The sequence below is a fragment of the Pseudomonas pisciculturae genome (assembly GCF_015461805.1).
GTDB lineage: Bacteria > Pseudomonadota > Gammaproteobacteria > Pseudomonadales > Pseudomonadaceae > Aquipseudomonas > Aquipseudomonas pisciculturae.
This window is the reverse complement of the sequence record NZ_JACVZE010000011.1, coordinates 52,049-67,027: the sequence shown is the minus strand read 5'-3', so window position 1 is coordinate 67,027 and position 14,979 is coordinate 52,049. Positions and strand designations below refer to the sequence as shown.

The following is a 14,979-nucleotide window of genomic DNA, read 5'->3' as shown; positions in this document are numbered from 1 at the left end:
ACGGTTCGCAACAGCTTCGGCGCGCGCCCAAGTCGACTTATGCGAGTGGGCCTGTGTGCTCACCGCTTACACCTGTGTATACGAAAACTCAGACAAAGTGCTGGTTGTTTTTCCAGCTCTACTTCTGGGCTCTTGTGACAGGTGTTGTAGATTAGTCTGATGAACCTGATCGTCCTGCGCTGGTTCCATATATACGCAGGTTGAGCGCAAACCTTTTAGAGAATGCGCAATTTCATCTTTGCATCGATCAGGAATCGCAAAAATATGTCCAGTATAAATACCATGGCCTCCCCCAGCTTCCCAACGCTTCCGATTGACCATCAGGGGCGCGGAGGTAAACGTATCTTCGACGGGAAACCTTCCTACACCACTGACCAGGCAGCGGGCGTGCTAACACGCAGCGGTAAGCGTTGGCATGACATCAACAATGATGGTCGCACGGATATCACCTATCAATTCCAAACGGCTCCCGGGCCGCTTTTTTCCCTGTACAAGTTTGGCGGGTTCAGCGAGTTTGGCGACGCGCAAAAGACTGCGGCTCGGGACGCGATGGCTTCCTGGGCGGATGTCGCAAACCTACGTTTTACGCAGGGCAGTACTGTAGGCAGTGCGGAGGGCAATGTTGGTTTCGGCAATTTCTCGCCCAAGGAGGACGGTGAGCTTGTAATTGCCGAGGCAACCGGGCTGCCGACTGAGTCAACGCAGCGTTTTCTAGCCCAAAACCCGCGGATTCCACGAACGGTGCTCACATCGGATGTTTATTTTGACGGTCATGACGAGGCCAACACTGCCCCATCCCTAACAAATGGCCGTCTTAAAAGCTATGTCCATGAGGTGGGGCACGCGTTGGGGCTGTCCCATCCACATGACGACGATGGCACGACGACTTATGCCGAGGATTCCTTAGGCTATAGCGTGATGAGTTACCGGGATGAGCTCTACACGGGTCAAGACTTCACCAAGAACGGCAGTAAACACTACGCCAGGGGCCCCATGGTGGATGACATAGCGGCCGCCCAAAAGATCTATGGTGCTAATACCAATGCCCGTAAAGGCGATACAACCTACGGTTTCAACTCCAATGCAGATCGTGAAGACTTCCGTTTGAAGCATTCCAGCGATGCTCCGGTGTTTACCATATGGGACAGTGCCGGGGTTGATACCATGGACTTCTCAGGCTTTCATCATAGCCAACTCATCAATATGAGCCCGGGCAAGGCTTCCAGTGTCGGTGGCATGAAGGGCAATGTGTTTATCGCCAAGGGCGCCACGATCGAGAATGCCGTCGGTGGTACGGGAGACGATGTGTTCATCAGCAACCGTGCGCAGAATGCGATGACCGGTAATGGCGGAAACAATACTTACAGGTTCTTGAATGCCAAACAGTCGAGGCCAGGCCAGGCTGACCGAATCACTGATTTTGTATCGGGGAAAGATAAGATCGATGTCTCGCAGATGCATCTGAAAAGTGAAAAGGCTTCAGGTACACAAGCAGCAGTTCAAGGTTCGCAAACCGCCGGGCGCAAGCCGAAAGGCAAGAAGCTCCAACGGCCGGTGGAACTGGCGTCGCAGTTCAGTGCAAAACGTAATGAAGCCGTGCTCAGTTACGATCAGCATGCCAAGCAAGCCCGGTTAGAGATTGATACGAATGGGAACGGTAAGCCGAACTTCCTGTTGTTGATTGACAGTGATAAGGCGCTCAAGCCAACCGATATCATTGTCTCCAAGCCCTTGGCCATCTAAAAACGCTTGAGGCTGGGTCGCACCGCCAGCAGTATCACGAACAATACTTGAGCAATCTTTTCGGGTGGGGCCTCATGGCGAAGTCTGGCTGCCTTTGTGGCTCGACTCTCACGCGCCATCGGGTGCCCCACATTTTTGACCGGGGCAGGGCTAAATCAGTGGGTCCCAGCGTTGCGACCAATCACTCTCGGCCTTGACCACGCCCCGCAACAACTCCAACGCCTGCTGCAACACCGCTGAGTCCCGTGCCCGGGAATACACCAGGTACGTGGGGAAGTTGAACTCCGGGGCCTTGGGCACACGTTGCATCACGCCACTGTCCAGATAGCTCTGTACCACGCGGGTACGGAAGTAACCCGAGCCACCGTTCTCAAGGATGTACTGCAACGCCAGTGGCCCGAGGTTGAAACTCAGCGCGGCACGGGCCTTGTCGGGCAGGGCAGTGTCATGTTGCTGGCGAAAGCCTGGGCCCCAGTCGATATACACGTAGGGTGCAGGCTTGCTCACCAGCTGCACCAGAATCAGCTTTTCTTCCAGCACCTGCTCCACCTGCAAGCCCGGCCAGTACTGCGGCTGAAACACCAGCGCAGCATCCAATACCCCCAGTTCCAACTGCCGTAGCAGGTAGTCGCCTTCGCGCACTTCGGTGCGCAGCGCATGGCCGGGGATGTGGTCGCGCAGGGCCTGGGCCCAGCCAAGCATCAACGGGTTGCACAAGCTGACCTCGCCACCGATATGCAACACGTTGCGATAGCCGTCGGGCAACGGCAGGTCGCGTTTTGCCGCTTCCCAGGTTTGCAGCAGCTGGTTGGCGTACACCACGAACGCCTCGCCATCGGCAGTCAGGCGTGCACCGGCGCGGTTGCGCACAAACAGCGTGCTGCCCAATTGGCTTTCGAGGCTTTTGACCCGGGCGGTGATGGCGGTCTGGGTGACGTGCAGCTTCTCGGCCGCCGCCGCCAGGCTGCCGCAGCGGGTGATTTCGAGAAAGGTGCGGGCCAGTTCGATATCCATGCTTGCTACTTCGCGTCAGCGCGCTTGGCCAGCGCCAGGAAAAGACCTATCGACGTGTGCTTGCTCGGCATTGCGCAACCGCTCTGGAATCAGTGAGGTCGCGAGGATAGCACCGAGTCAGTCCTGGCGCAGTGCCTGGTTACTGTACGGCCTGGGCATCGCTGCATACTGTTGATCGAGGTGGTTTGGTGCCGTGTACCAGGTAATCGCCGACCCACTGGTTGACACAGGCACTCACCCCGCTGAATGACACACCGTGGGCATAGGTGTCCTTAAGTTGTACGCGGCTGGCCGGGAAGGTGCGTTCGAATGCCCAGGCGGCACCGGAGGACGGGGCCTGGTCATCGAATTCGGCTTGCACCATCAACAAACTGTCGAGCTGGGCCAGCGCTTTGTGCGGCAACGGGTTGGCATGTTTGCGTGGCCACGTGGTGCACTGGCGCGCTTCCTGGGCGCTACCGGCCACAGGGTGGCGGGCAAGGGACTCTTCCTCTTTCTGTTGCCATATCGCTTCGCTGGAGTACACCGAGTCGTTGCACAAAATCGCGGTTTTTACCGAGTCAGCCGCCGACATCCGCAGTGGCCCGGGTTTGGGGGCGCTGGCCTGCAAAGGTTCGCGAACGCGCTGCAGCAGCAGGCTGAACATCTGTTTGGCCCGTTCTTCAACCGCCGGGTCGGGGCTGAACTGATAAGCCCGGGCACGCGCTTCAAGCGTGAGGTCATCGCCGTCAGGCGTTTCGCGCAGCCAGCGGCTGAGCAGATGGGCTCCCATCAGGCCAGCAGGATCGCTGTAGTAGCGGTTGTTGGAGCGCAGCGACGTGCGCACGCTGGGCAGCAGGTCCATGAAGACACGGCGCACGGCGAAGGGGCTGTCACCCAGTTGGTACACGCCAGGGTCAAGGGCGGCGGGGTGGGCGACGAAGCGATCAAAAATCTTCTCCTTCTCGCCAGCCACGATAAAGCTTGCGTGTTCAAAGGTAGACGTCCAGTTGATATTGGAGTCCAGCACCATGCGCCCCACATGTGCAGGGAACAGGCCGCCGTACCAGGCGCCGAGCCAGGTGCCATAGGCATTGCCGAGATAATTGAACTGCAACTCGCCCAGTTGCTTGCGCACAAATTCCAGGTCGCGGGCGGTTTGCTCGGTGGTGATGTAGGGCGTCAATGGGTGGGTGGCGCAGGCTTGGGCAATCAGTCTGGCATTGTCGCGCACGGCGGCCAGGTTGGCTTCGCTGCGGTCTTCGCTGGCATCCGCTTGCGGCACGATTAGGCCGTCGGAGCGGCACTCCAGGCGCGACCCCGGTGCGCTGCCCAGCCCACGCGGGGTAACTTCGACCACGTCATAGGTGTCGGCCAGCAGGCGATAGGTGTCGCCCCATTGGGGTTGCCGGGCGTAATGCTTCCATACGGAGGCCAAGTGCACGGCAAACGCACCCCCGGCATCCAGGCCGGGGCCGCCGGGGTTGGCGAACAGTGCGCCCTGGCGAGAAAGCGGTTTTCTGGCGCCCACGCGCGTGATGTCGAAGCTGATGCTGCCGCGTTCAGGTTTGGCGTGGTCCAGAGGCGCAGTGACGATGCCGCATTGGGTGCGCTCGACAACCTCCGGGTCCAGTCGCGCCAGCGTCGGTTGCTGGCAGTCGAGAAACCATTCGATGCCGAACGGCGACGACGGTGTGGCGGTATGGCCGAGGGCGGGGGTCAGGGTAGCCAGCAGCACCAGGCATCGCAAGGCCCTGGCACGTGCAGTTGAGCGGGATTTCATCTGCAGTCCTGATCAGTCGTGTGGGAAAAAGAAGCCACTGTTGTGGCTTCTTATTCGGAGCGACTTTTTTACCAAGGACTACGGGGGGAAAAATGTAGGAGGACAAAACAGGGTGTGTACGAAACGTGACTTTTGTTTATCAGATCTCCGTTTTCCAGCCGCCTCCCAGCGCCTTGTACAGCGCGATACTGGCTTGCAGGCGCGACAGTCGCAGTTGCACGTTCAGGTCCTGGGCGGTGTAGAGCGTGCGTTGGGTTTCCAGCACGGTAAGCAGGTCTTCGGCCCCTGCCTGGTAACGGCTTTCGGCGATCTGGAACGCGGTTTGCGCCTGTTGCAGCTCCTCACTTTGCCACTGGCGCTGCTGATCGAGGCGGGTGATGCTGCTGAGGGTTTTTTCCACCTCCGCGAAGCCGTTGATGATCGCGCCGCGATAGGTTTGCAGCAGCTCATCCTGGCGTGCGCGAGCCTTATCGCGCTCGGCGCTTAAACGACCGTTGTTGAATATCGGGCCCACCAGGCCGGCCGTCAGGGTGTAGTAGGGGCTGCGCAGGATTTCCACGGCTTTGTAGGCATCGGAACCCAGGGTGGCGCCCAGGGTCACGGCAGGTAGCATCGCGGCGCGGGCCACGGTGACATCCGCCTGCGCTGCAGCCAACTGCGCTTCTGCCTTGGCAATATCCGGGCGACGGCTCAGCAATTGGCTGGGCATTGCGGCGCCAATGGTGGGCCAGTGCAGGGCCTGGAACGTTTCCGTCCCCAGGTCCAGCGCCTGTACCGGCTCACCGAGGAGGGCCGCCAGGGTGATCTGGGCTTCTTCCGCGACTTGCTGGATCAGCGGCAGTTGCCGCTGCTGGCTGGCCACCAGGCTTTTCTGTTGGGCCAATTCCAGCGCCGTGGCGGAACCCGCGTCATAGCGGGTTTGCACCAACCCGAGCACGTTGCGCGCGTTGGCCAGGTTCAACTCGGCGATCTGTTGACGCTGGCGCGCCGCGAGGGTTTGCGCGTAGCGGTCGGCCACGTTGCTCAGCAGGGTCAGTTCCACGGTGGCCTGGTCGAATTCACTGGCGCGCAAGCTGTGTAGCGCACTGTCGCGGGCTGCGGCGCGGCCGCCCCAGAAATCCACTTCATAGCGGGCGCTGAAATTGGCCCCAAAACTGTCGGCCACGTCATCGCTTTGGGTGGCATCAAGGTCGGGGCCGCCGTTGCCGCGCAACAATTTCTGGCGGCTGGCCGTAAGGTTGAAATTCACTTCGGGCAACAACGGCGCGCCAGCAATCACGGCGCTGGCTTGAGCCTGGCGCACCCGAGCCATGGCGCCCGCCACATCGAAACTGTCGCGGCGAGCCTGCTCTACCAGGCGGTTGAGTTGCGGGCTGCCAAACTGCGTCCACCATTGCTGGTTAGTGGCCTGGGCCGCCTCGCGCTCGGCAAATTGCCAGGTCGCCGGTGGTGCGATACCGCTGTCGACGACGGGCGCAGTGCCGGTGCAGGCGCTCAGTAGCGCGCACAGGCTAAGGGCGCAGAGGTGCGGGGGGATGCATCGTTTATTCACTGGTTAACGCCTTAACCGGATCGAGCCGGGCAGCTTTACGGGCCGGCATAAAGCCGAATACGACGCCGGTGACCAGTGCACAACCAAATGCACCCAGCACCGCCACCAGGGAAAATTGCACCGCCACCTTGGCGAGCACCAACACCCCGCCAACCAGCAGGGCCAGGGCGATGCCACATAGCCCGCCGACCACCGAAAGCATCACCGCTTCGGTCAGGAACTGGCGCAGGATGTCGCGTTGGCGTGCGCCGGTGGCCATGCGAATCCCGATTTCGCGGGTACGTTCGCGCACCGTCATCAACATGATGTTCATCACCCCGATACCGCCCACCAACAGCGAAATCGCGGCAATCGAGCCAAGCATCAGCGACAGCGTGTTCTGCGTGCGGGCCTCAGCCTGGATCATCGCGGCGTTGTTGGTCAGCTCGTAGTCGCGCTTGCCGTTGTGCAGTCTTTGCATCAACTGGTCGATGGCCACTTCGGCATCGTGCACCTTGCGTGCATCCGCAGCGGCAATCACCACGTACTCGGGGTCGTAGCTGCCGAACAGGCGAACGCTGGCGGCGGTGTAGGGGATGGCAATACGGTCGTCGCTGTCTTTGTCACCGGACGCAGCGCCTTTTTCCGCCAGTACGCCGATCACCTGGAACGGCACATTTTCGATCAGGATGTACTGGCCGATTGGGTTGATCTGGCCCTTGAACAGCTTCTCGCGGATGCGATGGCCGATCACCGCGACCGTGGCGCCGCTGCGCTCGTCCGCAGGGGTGAAATAACTGCCCTCGACCACCGGCCAATTGAAAATCTGCGGGAAGTTAGTGTCGTTACCGCCCACATAGGCCATGTAGTCGACGTTGCCAAACCGCACCCCGGCCTCGCTGCCGTTAACCGGCATGATGCGCTGAACCTGGGGCAGCGCCCCCAGCGCCTCGACGTCATTGAGGGTGATCACCCCCCGGGGCGTACGCGGGTTGGGCGACGAGCCGCTCAGGTACAAAATGTTGGAGCCGAACGCGCCCATCTGGGCCATGACCTGGCGCTTGCTGCCTTCGCCCACTGCCAGCATCACCACCACCGACGCTACGCCGATGATGATCCCCAACAAGGTCAGCGCGGTGCGAAAGCGGTTGATCCACATCACGCGCCAGGCCGCTTGTACCGCGTCCAGCAACTCGGCTTTCCACGCGCCATTGTGCTCGCTGCCGTCGATCAGGCGTTGACGCAGGTCCACGGCTTGCAGGGCGCCGGTCGTGGCCGCGGGTGCAACGTCACTGTCATTGGCCGAGTCGCTGATGATCAGGCCATCGCGAATTTCAATAATGCGGTTGGCCCGCGCGGCCACTTCGCGGTCGTGGGTGATCAGGATCACCACGTGGCCCTGGCTGGCAAGCTCGTCCAGCAGGGCCATCACTTCCTTGCCGCTGTGACTGTCCAGGGCGCCGGTGGGCTCGTCGGCAAGGATGATATGGCCGCCGTTCATCAAGGCGCGCGCAATCGACACCCTTTGCTGCTGGCCACCGGAAAGCTGGTGCGGACGGTTGCCGGTGCGTTCGGCCAGGCCCAGGCGCGTGAGCAGGGCGTTGGCGCGGGCATGGCGCTCGGCGGCGCTGATGCCGGCATAGATCGCCGGCATCTCGACGTTTTCCTGGGCCGAGCCCGAGGGGATCAGGTGGTAGCCCTGGAACACGAAACCAAATGCCTCGCGGCGCAGCCAGGCCAGCTCATCACTGCCCAGGTGGGCAACGTTTTCACCGGCGAACAGGTACTCGCCCACACTGGGCCGGTCGAGGCAGCCGAGGATATTCATCAAGGTGGACTTGCCGGAGCCGGAAGCCCCGACAATGGCGACAAACTCCCCGGCATGGATCGCCAGGTCGATACCACGCAGCACATCGACCTGAGGGCTGTCACCGCCGCCGTAGGATTTGCGGATGTTCTTGAGTTCGATCAGAGGCGTGGTCAACTTAACCCCCGTTACCGTCGGCCGGGCCGATCAACAGGTGGTCACCTTCGCTGAGGCCGTCGAGTACCTGCACTCGCAGGCGGTCGCTGATACCCAGCTGCACCTGGCGTTCCTCGATACGGCCATTGCTGGTCACCACGCGGGCGGTCTGCCGGTCGGCGCTTGCGGTGCCCAGCAACGCGGCAACCGGGGCGGTGAGGGTATCCTTGACGTGACTGGCGACGAAAAACACCTGGGTGGTCATTTCGGCCATCAACGCGTTATCGGTGTTCTCTACATCCAGCAGCACGGTGTACAGCACCACGCGGCCCGTACCGCTTTTGCTCGAACTGGAAGGGCTGCCGCTGCCCTGTGTTTCGTTCAACGGCTTGGGCGGGATTGGCAGAATCTGCCGCACCGTACTGGCCCAACGACGATTGCCGCCGCTCAGCGTGGTGAAGTAGGCCGTCATGCCGGGTTTGACGTGGCCGATATCGGCCTCCGAGACTTCGGCCCACACGGTCATGGGCGAGAGTTTGGCGATCCGCAGGATCAACGGTGTCTGTTGTTGGGCGTTGAGGGTCTGGCCGACGCGCGCGTCCACCGCCACCACGGTGCCGTCCATCGGTGCATAAATACGCGTGTAGCCCAGCTCGGCTTCATCGCTGCGCAGGCTGGCCTGGGCTTGAAGTATCTGCGCCTGGAACATGTCGACCCGTGCCTGGGTAGCGCTCAGCTCGGCCTTGGCGGTTTGCACATCTTCTTCGCGGGTTGCATTGCCGGCCGCCAGGCGCTGCTGGCGCTGGTACTTCTGGCGTGCCAGTGCATGCAGGGCTTTCTGCTCTTGCAACTGGGCCTTGAGGTTTTCGATGGCGTAGCGGCTGGCGTCCAGCTTGGCTTTTTGCGTAGAGGGGTCGATTTCCACCAATAACTGGCCGGCCTTGACTTGATCGCCGGCCTCGACGTGGATCTTCTGAATCTGCCCGGACGCCTGGGCACCCACATCCACATAACGACGCGGTTGCAGGGTGCCCAGCGCGGTAACGCTGCTTTCGATATTGCCGCGAGTCACGGTGACGGTGGTCAGGCTGTCGCGGCCCGGTGGCAGCACCTGCCAGGCGGCGACGGCGAGTACAGGTATCAGGCACGCAATAACTAGCAGGGCGCGTCGGGCAGGTCGAGGGCGTTTCATGCTTAGGTTCCAGCCAGGAAAGTTCGGAGCGCAGTTGCGCAGAGCTGACAGGTAAACGAGAGAATTGACTGGGGATTTAGGCTGTTACACACCGTGTAACAGGTCGCTTACGTAAAAAAATCGACCGTTGGCGCAAGACTTCTTTAAAAGTAGATGAGAATTACTATAAATTGCACTAGCCCAAACTGCCATCATCGTGTGGGCTGTCATCTTTAAGCACTCAGGGAATTGATACCGCCCCTTTCCGGCGGTCGGGAGTCATGTTGGAAAACTACTATCGCGAGCTGGTGTGTTTCCTTAACGCCAAGCTGGGCAACCGTCAGGTGGCCGAAGATGTGGTGCATGACGCTTACGTCCGGATACTGGAGCGCTCCAGCGACACGCCCATCGACCAGCCGCGCGCATTTTTGTACCGCACCGCGCTGAACCTGGTGATCGACGGCCACCGACGCAACGCTCTGCGTCAGTCCGAGCCGCTGGAAATACTCGATGCCGAAGAACGCTTTTCCCCCAGTTCACCCCACGCCAGCCACGACCAGGGCCAGCGCCTGGAGTTGCTCGAACGCGCACTGGCCGAGCTGCCAGGGGCTTGCCGCGACAGCTTCCTGCTGCGCAAGCTGGAGGGGCTGACCCACCTGCAAATTGCCGAACGCCTGAATATTTCCCGCGCCCTGGTGGAAAAACACATCGTCAATGCGATGAAGCATTGCCGGCTGCGGATGCGCGAGTGGGACGCGCACTGATCGCAGATCAGTTAAATTTTATTTCACTGTCCTCGTTTCCTATCAACACACGACCTGTTGTTCAGCCTTCAGGTCTCGAAGGTTTTCCCGCCCCAACGCCACGGGGCTTATCCAGAGGACACTGGAATGACACAGGCAATTGCTTCGCCCGCGGTTCACGACCTTATCGGTATTGGTTTCGGCCCATCGAACCTGGCGCTGGCCATCGCCCTGCAAGAACGAGAGAAAACCCAAGGCAAACTCGACGCGCTATTTCTCGACAAGCAGGCCGACTACCGCTGGCACGGCAATACCCTGGTGACTCAGAGCGAGTTGCAGATTTCCTTCCTCAAGGACCTCGTCACCCTGCGTAACCCCACCAGCCCGTACTCCTTCGTCAACTACCTCAAAGCCCACGACCGCTTGGTAGATTTCATCAACCTGGGCACCTTCTACCCGTGCCGCATGGAGTACAACGACTACCTGCGCTGGGTCGCCGCGCAGTTCCAGGGCCAGGGCCGTTATGGCGAGGAAGTGCTGGCCATTGAGCCGATCCTGCATCAGCAGCAGGTAGAGGCGCTGCGGGTGATCTCCCGGGACGCTCAGGGCGAGCAGCATGTTCGCACCACGCGTTCTGTGGTGGTCAGTGCCGGTGGCACACCGCGGGTGCCGGCGGCGTTCAAGGGGCTCAAGGACGATAGCCGTGTGTTCCACCACTCCCAGTACCTGGCGCGTATGGCGCAACAACCGTGCGTGGAAGGCAAGGCGATGCGCATCGCGATCATCGGCGGTGGCCAGAGCGCGGCCGAAGCCTTTATCGACCTGAACGACAGCTACCCTTCGGTGCAGGTCGACATGATCTTGCGCGGTTCGGCACTCAAGCCGGCCGATGACAGCCCATTCGTCAACGAAGTATTCTCGCCGGCCTTTACCGACCTGGTGTTTCAGCAGGTCGGTGCTGAGCGCGAGCGCCTGGTGGCCGAATACCAGAACACCAACTATTCGGTGGTGGACCTGGACCTGATCGAACGGATCTACGGGATTTTCTACCGCCAGAAAGTCTCCGGCATCGCCCGTCACGCGTTCCGCACCATGACCGTGGTCGAGAAGGCCGTGGCCGGCCCACTGGGTGTCGAACTGACCTTGCGCAACAACGCCAACGGTGACACCAGCGTCAATCATTACGACGCCGTGGTGCTGGCCACCGGTTATGAACGTCAGACCCACCGTCAATTGCTGGCGCCGCTGGAAGAGTACATGGGCGACTTCGAAGTGGCGCGCGACTACCGCATCGTCACTGACGAGCGCTGCAAGGCCGGTATCTATATCCAGGGCTTCAGCCAGGCCAGCCACGGTTTGAGCGACACGTTGCTGTCGATTTTGCCGATTCGCGCCGATGAAATTGCTGCGTCGCTGTATGAAAACGACCGCCATCGTGGCAAAGGCCGCTCGGTGCAGGATGTGCTGTTGGCCACTGCCAGCTGACGGGCTGCGCTTGTGACAGGCGGGGCTGCCTGATACTGTACAAAAAACCAGTATCGGTAGCCCCTCATGCAGTTGATCGAAAAACTCAGCATCCTCGCCGACGCCGCCAAGTACGACGCCTCCTGCGCCAGCAGTGGTGCGCCCAAGCGCAGCTCCGAGGGCAAGGCAGGGCTTGGCTCCACCGATGGCATGGGCATTTGCCATAGCTACACACCTGACGGGCGCTGCGTCTCGTTGCTCAAGGTGTTGCTCACCAACTTCTGCCTCTACGACTGCCAATACTGCGTCAACCGCCGCTCCAGCGATGTGCCTCGTGCTCGTTTCAGCCCGGAGGAGGTGGTCACCCTGACCCTGGATTTCTATCGACGCAATTGCGTCAGCGGGCTGTTTCTCAGCTCCGGCATCATTCGTTCGTCCGACTACACCATGGAGCAGCTGGTGCGCGTGGCGAAGCTGCTGCGCGAAGAGCATGACTTTCGCGGCTATATCCACCTCAAGACCATCCCCGATGCAGACCCGGCATTGATCGCCGAGGCCGGGCGTTATGCCGACCGACTGAGCGTCAATCTTGAGTTGCCCACCGAGGCCAGCCTGAAGACCCTGGCGCCGGAAAAAACGGTGGTGTCGATCAAGCAGGCCATGCAAACCATCTACACCGGCGAGCAGACCGTGCTCAACGAGCCGCGTGCGCCGCGTTTCGCCCCGGCCGGGCAAAGTACGCAATTGATCGTCGGTGCCGACGATACAGACGACAGCACCATCCTCCATGGTGCCGAGGCGTTGTACGGCAGTTTCAAACTGCGCCGGGTGTATTACTCGGCGTTCAGTCCGATTCCCAACAGCCCTAAAAGCGTGCCCCTGGCGGCACCGCCGCTGATGCGTGAGCACCGCCTGTATCAGGCCGACTTTCTGCTGCGCAGCTACGGGTTCAGCGCCAACGAATTGTTCGAAGGCCCCGGCCACCTGGCCCTGGACATCGACCCCAAGCTGGCCTGGGCGCTGGAACATCGCGACGTATTCCCCCTGGACCTGAACCGCGCCGAACCCACCTTGATCGCGCGTATCCCCGGCATTGGCCTGCGCACCACCCAACGGCTGGTAGATTTGCGCCGCGAACGCAAGATCCGCTTTGAAGACCTGGCCCGCATGCGTTGCGTACTGGCCAAGGCCAAGCCGTTTTTCATCACCAGCGACTACCACCCGCAACAGGCCGACAGCACCAGCGTGCTGCTGCGCGAGCAACTGCGCGACCGCCCGCAACCGCAACAAATGGGGTTATGGGGGTGATCAGCCTGGAGTGCGACAACCTGTTCAGCACCTGGCGCGAACAGGCGCGTTGGCTGCTCAGCCACCAGGTAGACCCCAGTCAGGTCAGTTGGGGCGAAGCTGAAGTGGCGGATCTGTTTGCCACCGATCAGCCGATCCCCGAAGGCCTTGGGCCGTTCCAGACGCGAGTGCCCAAGGCGCTGCTGGAGTTGCTGGAGTCGGCCGCCTGTTATCACGGCGACCAACGTTGGAGCCTGTTGTATGAAGTGTTGTGGCGGGTCAGCCATGGTGATCGCACGGCGATGCTGGCGGGGGACCGACTGGGCAGCGAGTTGCAACGGCGCATCAAGCAAGTGAGCCGCGAAGCCCACCACCTGCATGCGTTTGTGCGGTTTATTGCGCTGCCGGCTGAGGCTGGCTTGGAGCTGCCGCAATACGTGGCCTGGCATGAGCCGGCGCACGACATACTGAAATCTGCCAGCCAGCATTTTGTTGGGCGCATGGGGCGCCATCGCTGGATGATCGCCACGCCATTGGATGGGGTGTATTACGACGGCGTGCAGTTGATTCATCAACGCGAGTGCCCTGAGGCCTGGCGCCAACTGGCCCAAAATGTCGACGACCCTCACAGTGAAATGTGGTTGACCTACTACAGCCATATCTTCAACCCGGCACGCTTGAACCCCAAGGTGATGGAAGGGCACCTGCCCAGCCGCTTCTGGAAGAACTTGCCGGAGGGCAAGTTGATCCCGGGGTTGATCAGCGAGGCGCGGACGGGGAAGCAGAAGGATGGGCAGGCGAAGTTGATTGGGGCCAAGCCCGGCAAGAAAATTGCGAACCCGATCAATGTGGGAGCTGGCTTGCCTGCGATGGCGGTGGGTCAGTCAAATCAAGGCTGACTGAGACACCGCCATCGCAGGCAAGCCAGCTCCCACGTTGGATCTTCATTGTTTTGGAAATAGGAGGTCAGGCCAGCTCTGTAGCAGTGTTCTTGACCACCGCCAACTCCGGATGCGCCACCAACTTATCGATATGCAGCTCATCATTGTTCAACCAGGTCTCTGTCAGCACCCGGTAATGCTCCATATCCCGACAGCGCATGCGCAGGCTGTAATCGAATGGCCCGCTGATCAACTGGCATTCGAACACCTGCGGGCACGCCTTCACACAGGCCTCGAAGGCCTTTTGCGCCGAACGCCCGCTTTGATTGGACAAGGCCACCAGCACCAGCAGCGATAACCCCGGTGACACCATCTGCACATCGATGATCGCCCCATACCCACGGATCACCCCGCGCCGTTCCAGCTTGCGCACCCGTTCCAGGCAAGGCCTGGGCGTGAGGTGCACCAGCGAGGAAAGCTTTTCGTAGGTGATGCGCCCCTGGTGTCGCAACACTTCGATGATGGCTTCATCGATGCGATCCAGCGCAGGGGAAGAATGGGGTCCGTTGGCCTTGGTATCCATGGGTTCACTTCAAACGGTTGGAAAGAAATTGCTGCAAGCGCTCGCTCTGAGGGTGGTCGAGGATCTCGGCGCCGCCTTGTTCCTCGACTCGGCCCTGATGCAAGAACAGCACTTGGCTGGACACCTGGCGGGCAAAGCCCATCTCGTGGGTGACCATCAGCATGGTACGACCTTCCTCGGCCAACGTCTGTATGACTTTGAGGACTTCCCCTACAAGCTCCGGGTCGAGGGCTGAGGTGGGCTCATCAAACAGGATGATCTCCGGTTCCATGGCCAGCGCACGGGCAATCGCCACGCGCTGCTGTTGGCCACCCGAGAGGAACGCCGGGTATTGATCGGCCACGCGACCTGGCAGGCCGACTTTGTCCAGGTACAGGCGCGCGCGTTTTTCTGCGTCGGCGGCGCTGACGCCCAGCACCCGGCGCGGGGCCATGGTGATGTTTTCCAGCACGGTCATGTGGCTCCACAGGTTGAAGTGTTGGAACACCATCGCCAGGCGTGTACGCAGGTTTTGCAACTGGGCCTGGTGCGGTGCGCGGGTGCCGGCGCGGCCTTGCTGCATTTCGATGCTGATGCCGTCGAGGGTGATGACCCCGGCGTCCGGCTGTTCGAGGAAGTTGATGCAACGCAGCATCGTGCTTTTGCCCGAGCCGCTGGCGCCGATCAGGCTGATCACATCGCCATTGCGGGCGTTGAGGGATACGCCCTTGAGCACTTCGTGTTCGCCATAACGCTTGTGGATGCCTTCGACTTGCAGCTTGACGGCGGCGGTGACGGGTTTTGCAGCGGTTACATCAATAGGATAAGCGGCCAGGGCCTGCGCGGACTGATTCATGG

At 60.9% G+C, this 14,979-nt stretch carries 12 protein-coding genes; 5 read left to right on the top strand and 7 right to left on the bottom strand.

Going from position 1 to position 14,979, the window contains the following annotated elements; all coding sequences use genetic code 11:
- Positions 1-264 precede the first annotated feature (264 nt).
- The gene (locus ICY20_RS25450) at positions 265-1,743 is read left to right on the top strand and encodes a M10 family metallopeptidase (RefSeq protein ID WP_194938926.1); all 1,479 of its coding nucleotides are present in this window, start codon (positions 265-267) and stop codon (positions 1,741-1,743) included.
- Between the two features lie 150 nt (positions 1,744-1,893).
- On the opposite strand, the gene ICY20_RS25445 is transcribed toward ICY20_RS25450, so the two are convergent.
- From ICY20_RS25445 to ICY20_RS25425, 5 genes are all read right to left on the bottom strand, one after another.
- Complete coding sequence (locus ICY20_RS25445; RefSeq protein WP_194938925.1) at positions 1,894-2,757, bottom strand: LysR family transcriptional regulator; 864 nt, start codon at positions 2,755-2,757, stop codon at positions 1,894-1,896.
- A 139-nt stretch (positions 2,758-2,896) separates the two neighbouring features.
- A complete protein-coding gene (locus ICY20_RS25440; protein ID WP_194938924.1) occupies positions 2,897-4,519 on the bottom strand; it encodes an alpha/beta fold hydrolase in 1,623 nt (540 codons plus the stop codon).
- Positions 4,520-4,658: 139 nt separating this feature from the next.
- Positions 4,659-6,071 carry an efflux transporter outer membrane subunit gene (locus ICY20_RS25435; protein WP_194938923.1) on the bottom strand — a complete coding sequence of 471 codons (1,413 nt, stop codon included), beginning with the start codon at positions 6,069-6,071 and terminating at the stop codon, positions 4,659-4,661.
- Complete coding sequence (locus ICY20_RS25430; protein ID WP_194938922.1) at positions 6,064-8,034, bottom strand: MacB family efflux pump subunit; 1,971 nt, start codon at positions 8,032-8,034, stop codon at positions 6,064-6,066. Before ICY20_RS25430 ends, ICY20_RS25435 begins: the two co-directional genes overlap by 8 nt.
- Position 8,035: 1 nt before the next feature.
- Positions 8,036-9,205, bottom strand: coding sequence for an efflux RND transporter periplasmic adaptor subunit (locus ICY20_RS25425; protein WP_159962226.1), 1,170 nt, complete (start codon positions 9,203-9,205; stop codon positions 8,036-8,038).
- Positions 9,206-9,465: 260 nt separating this feature from the next.
- On the opposite strand from ICY20_RS25425, the gene ICY20_RS25420 reads away from it, so the two are divergent.
- The 4 genes from ICY20_RS25420 (at position 9,466) to ICY20_RS25405 (ending at position 13,577) form a co-directional block, all read left to right on the top strand.
- Positions 9,466-9,948 carry a sigma-70 family RNA polymerase sigma factor gene (locus ICY20_RS25420; protein ID WP_159962225.1) on the top strand — a complete coding sequence of 161 codons (483 nt, stop codon included), beginning with the start codon at positions 9,466-9,468 and terminating at the stop codon, positions 9,946-9,948.
- Positions 9,949-10,074: 126 nt separating this feature from the next.
- A complete protein-coding gene (locus ICY20_RS25415) occupies positions 10,075-11,412 on the top strand; it encodes a lysine N(6)-hydroxylase/L-ornithine N(5)-oxygenase family protein (RefSeq protein ID WP_194938921.1) in 1,338 nt (445 codons plus the stop codon).
- A gap of 66 nt (positions 11,413-11,478) precedes the next feature.
- Positions 11,479-12,699, top strand: coding sequence for a putative DNA modification/repair radical SAM protein (locus tag ICY20_RS25410; RefSeq protein ID WP_159962223.1), 1,221 nt, complete (start codon positions 11,479-11,481; stop codon positions 12,697-12,699).
- Complete coding sequence (locus ICY20_RS25405) at positions 12,696-13,577, top strand: TIGR03915 family putative DNA repair protein (protein WP_194938977.1); 882 nt, start codon at positions 12,696-12,698, stop codon at positions 13,575-13,577. Before ICY20_RS25410 ends, ICY20_RS25405 begins: the two co-directional genes overlap by 4 nt.
- Positions 13,578-13,644: 67 nt before the next feature.
- Here ICY20_RS25405 and ICY20_RS25400 read toward each other — a convergent pair whose 3' ends face one another.
- Positions 13,645-14,142 carry an Lrp/AsnC family transcriptional regulator gene (locus ICY20_RS25400; protein WP_016974875.1) on the bottom strand — a complete coding sequence of 166 codons (498 nt, stop codon included), beginning with the start codon at positions 14,140-14,142 and terminating at the stop codon, positions 13,645-13,647.
- A gap of 4 nt (positions 14,143-14,146) precedes the next feature.
- Positions 14,147-14,977, bottom strand: coding sequence for an ABC transporter ATP-binding protein (locus ICY20_RS25395; protein WP_200846558.1), 831 nt, complete (start codon positions 14,975-14,977; stop codon positions 14,147-14,149).
- Positions 14,978-14,979 lie beyond the last annotated feature (2 nt).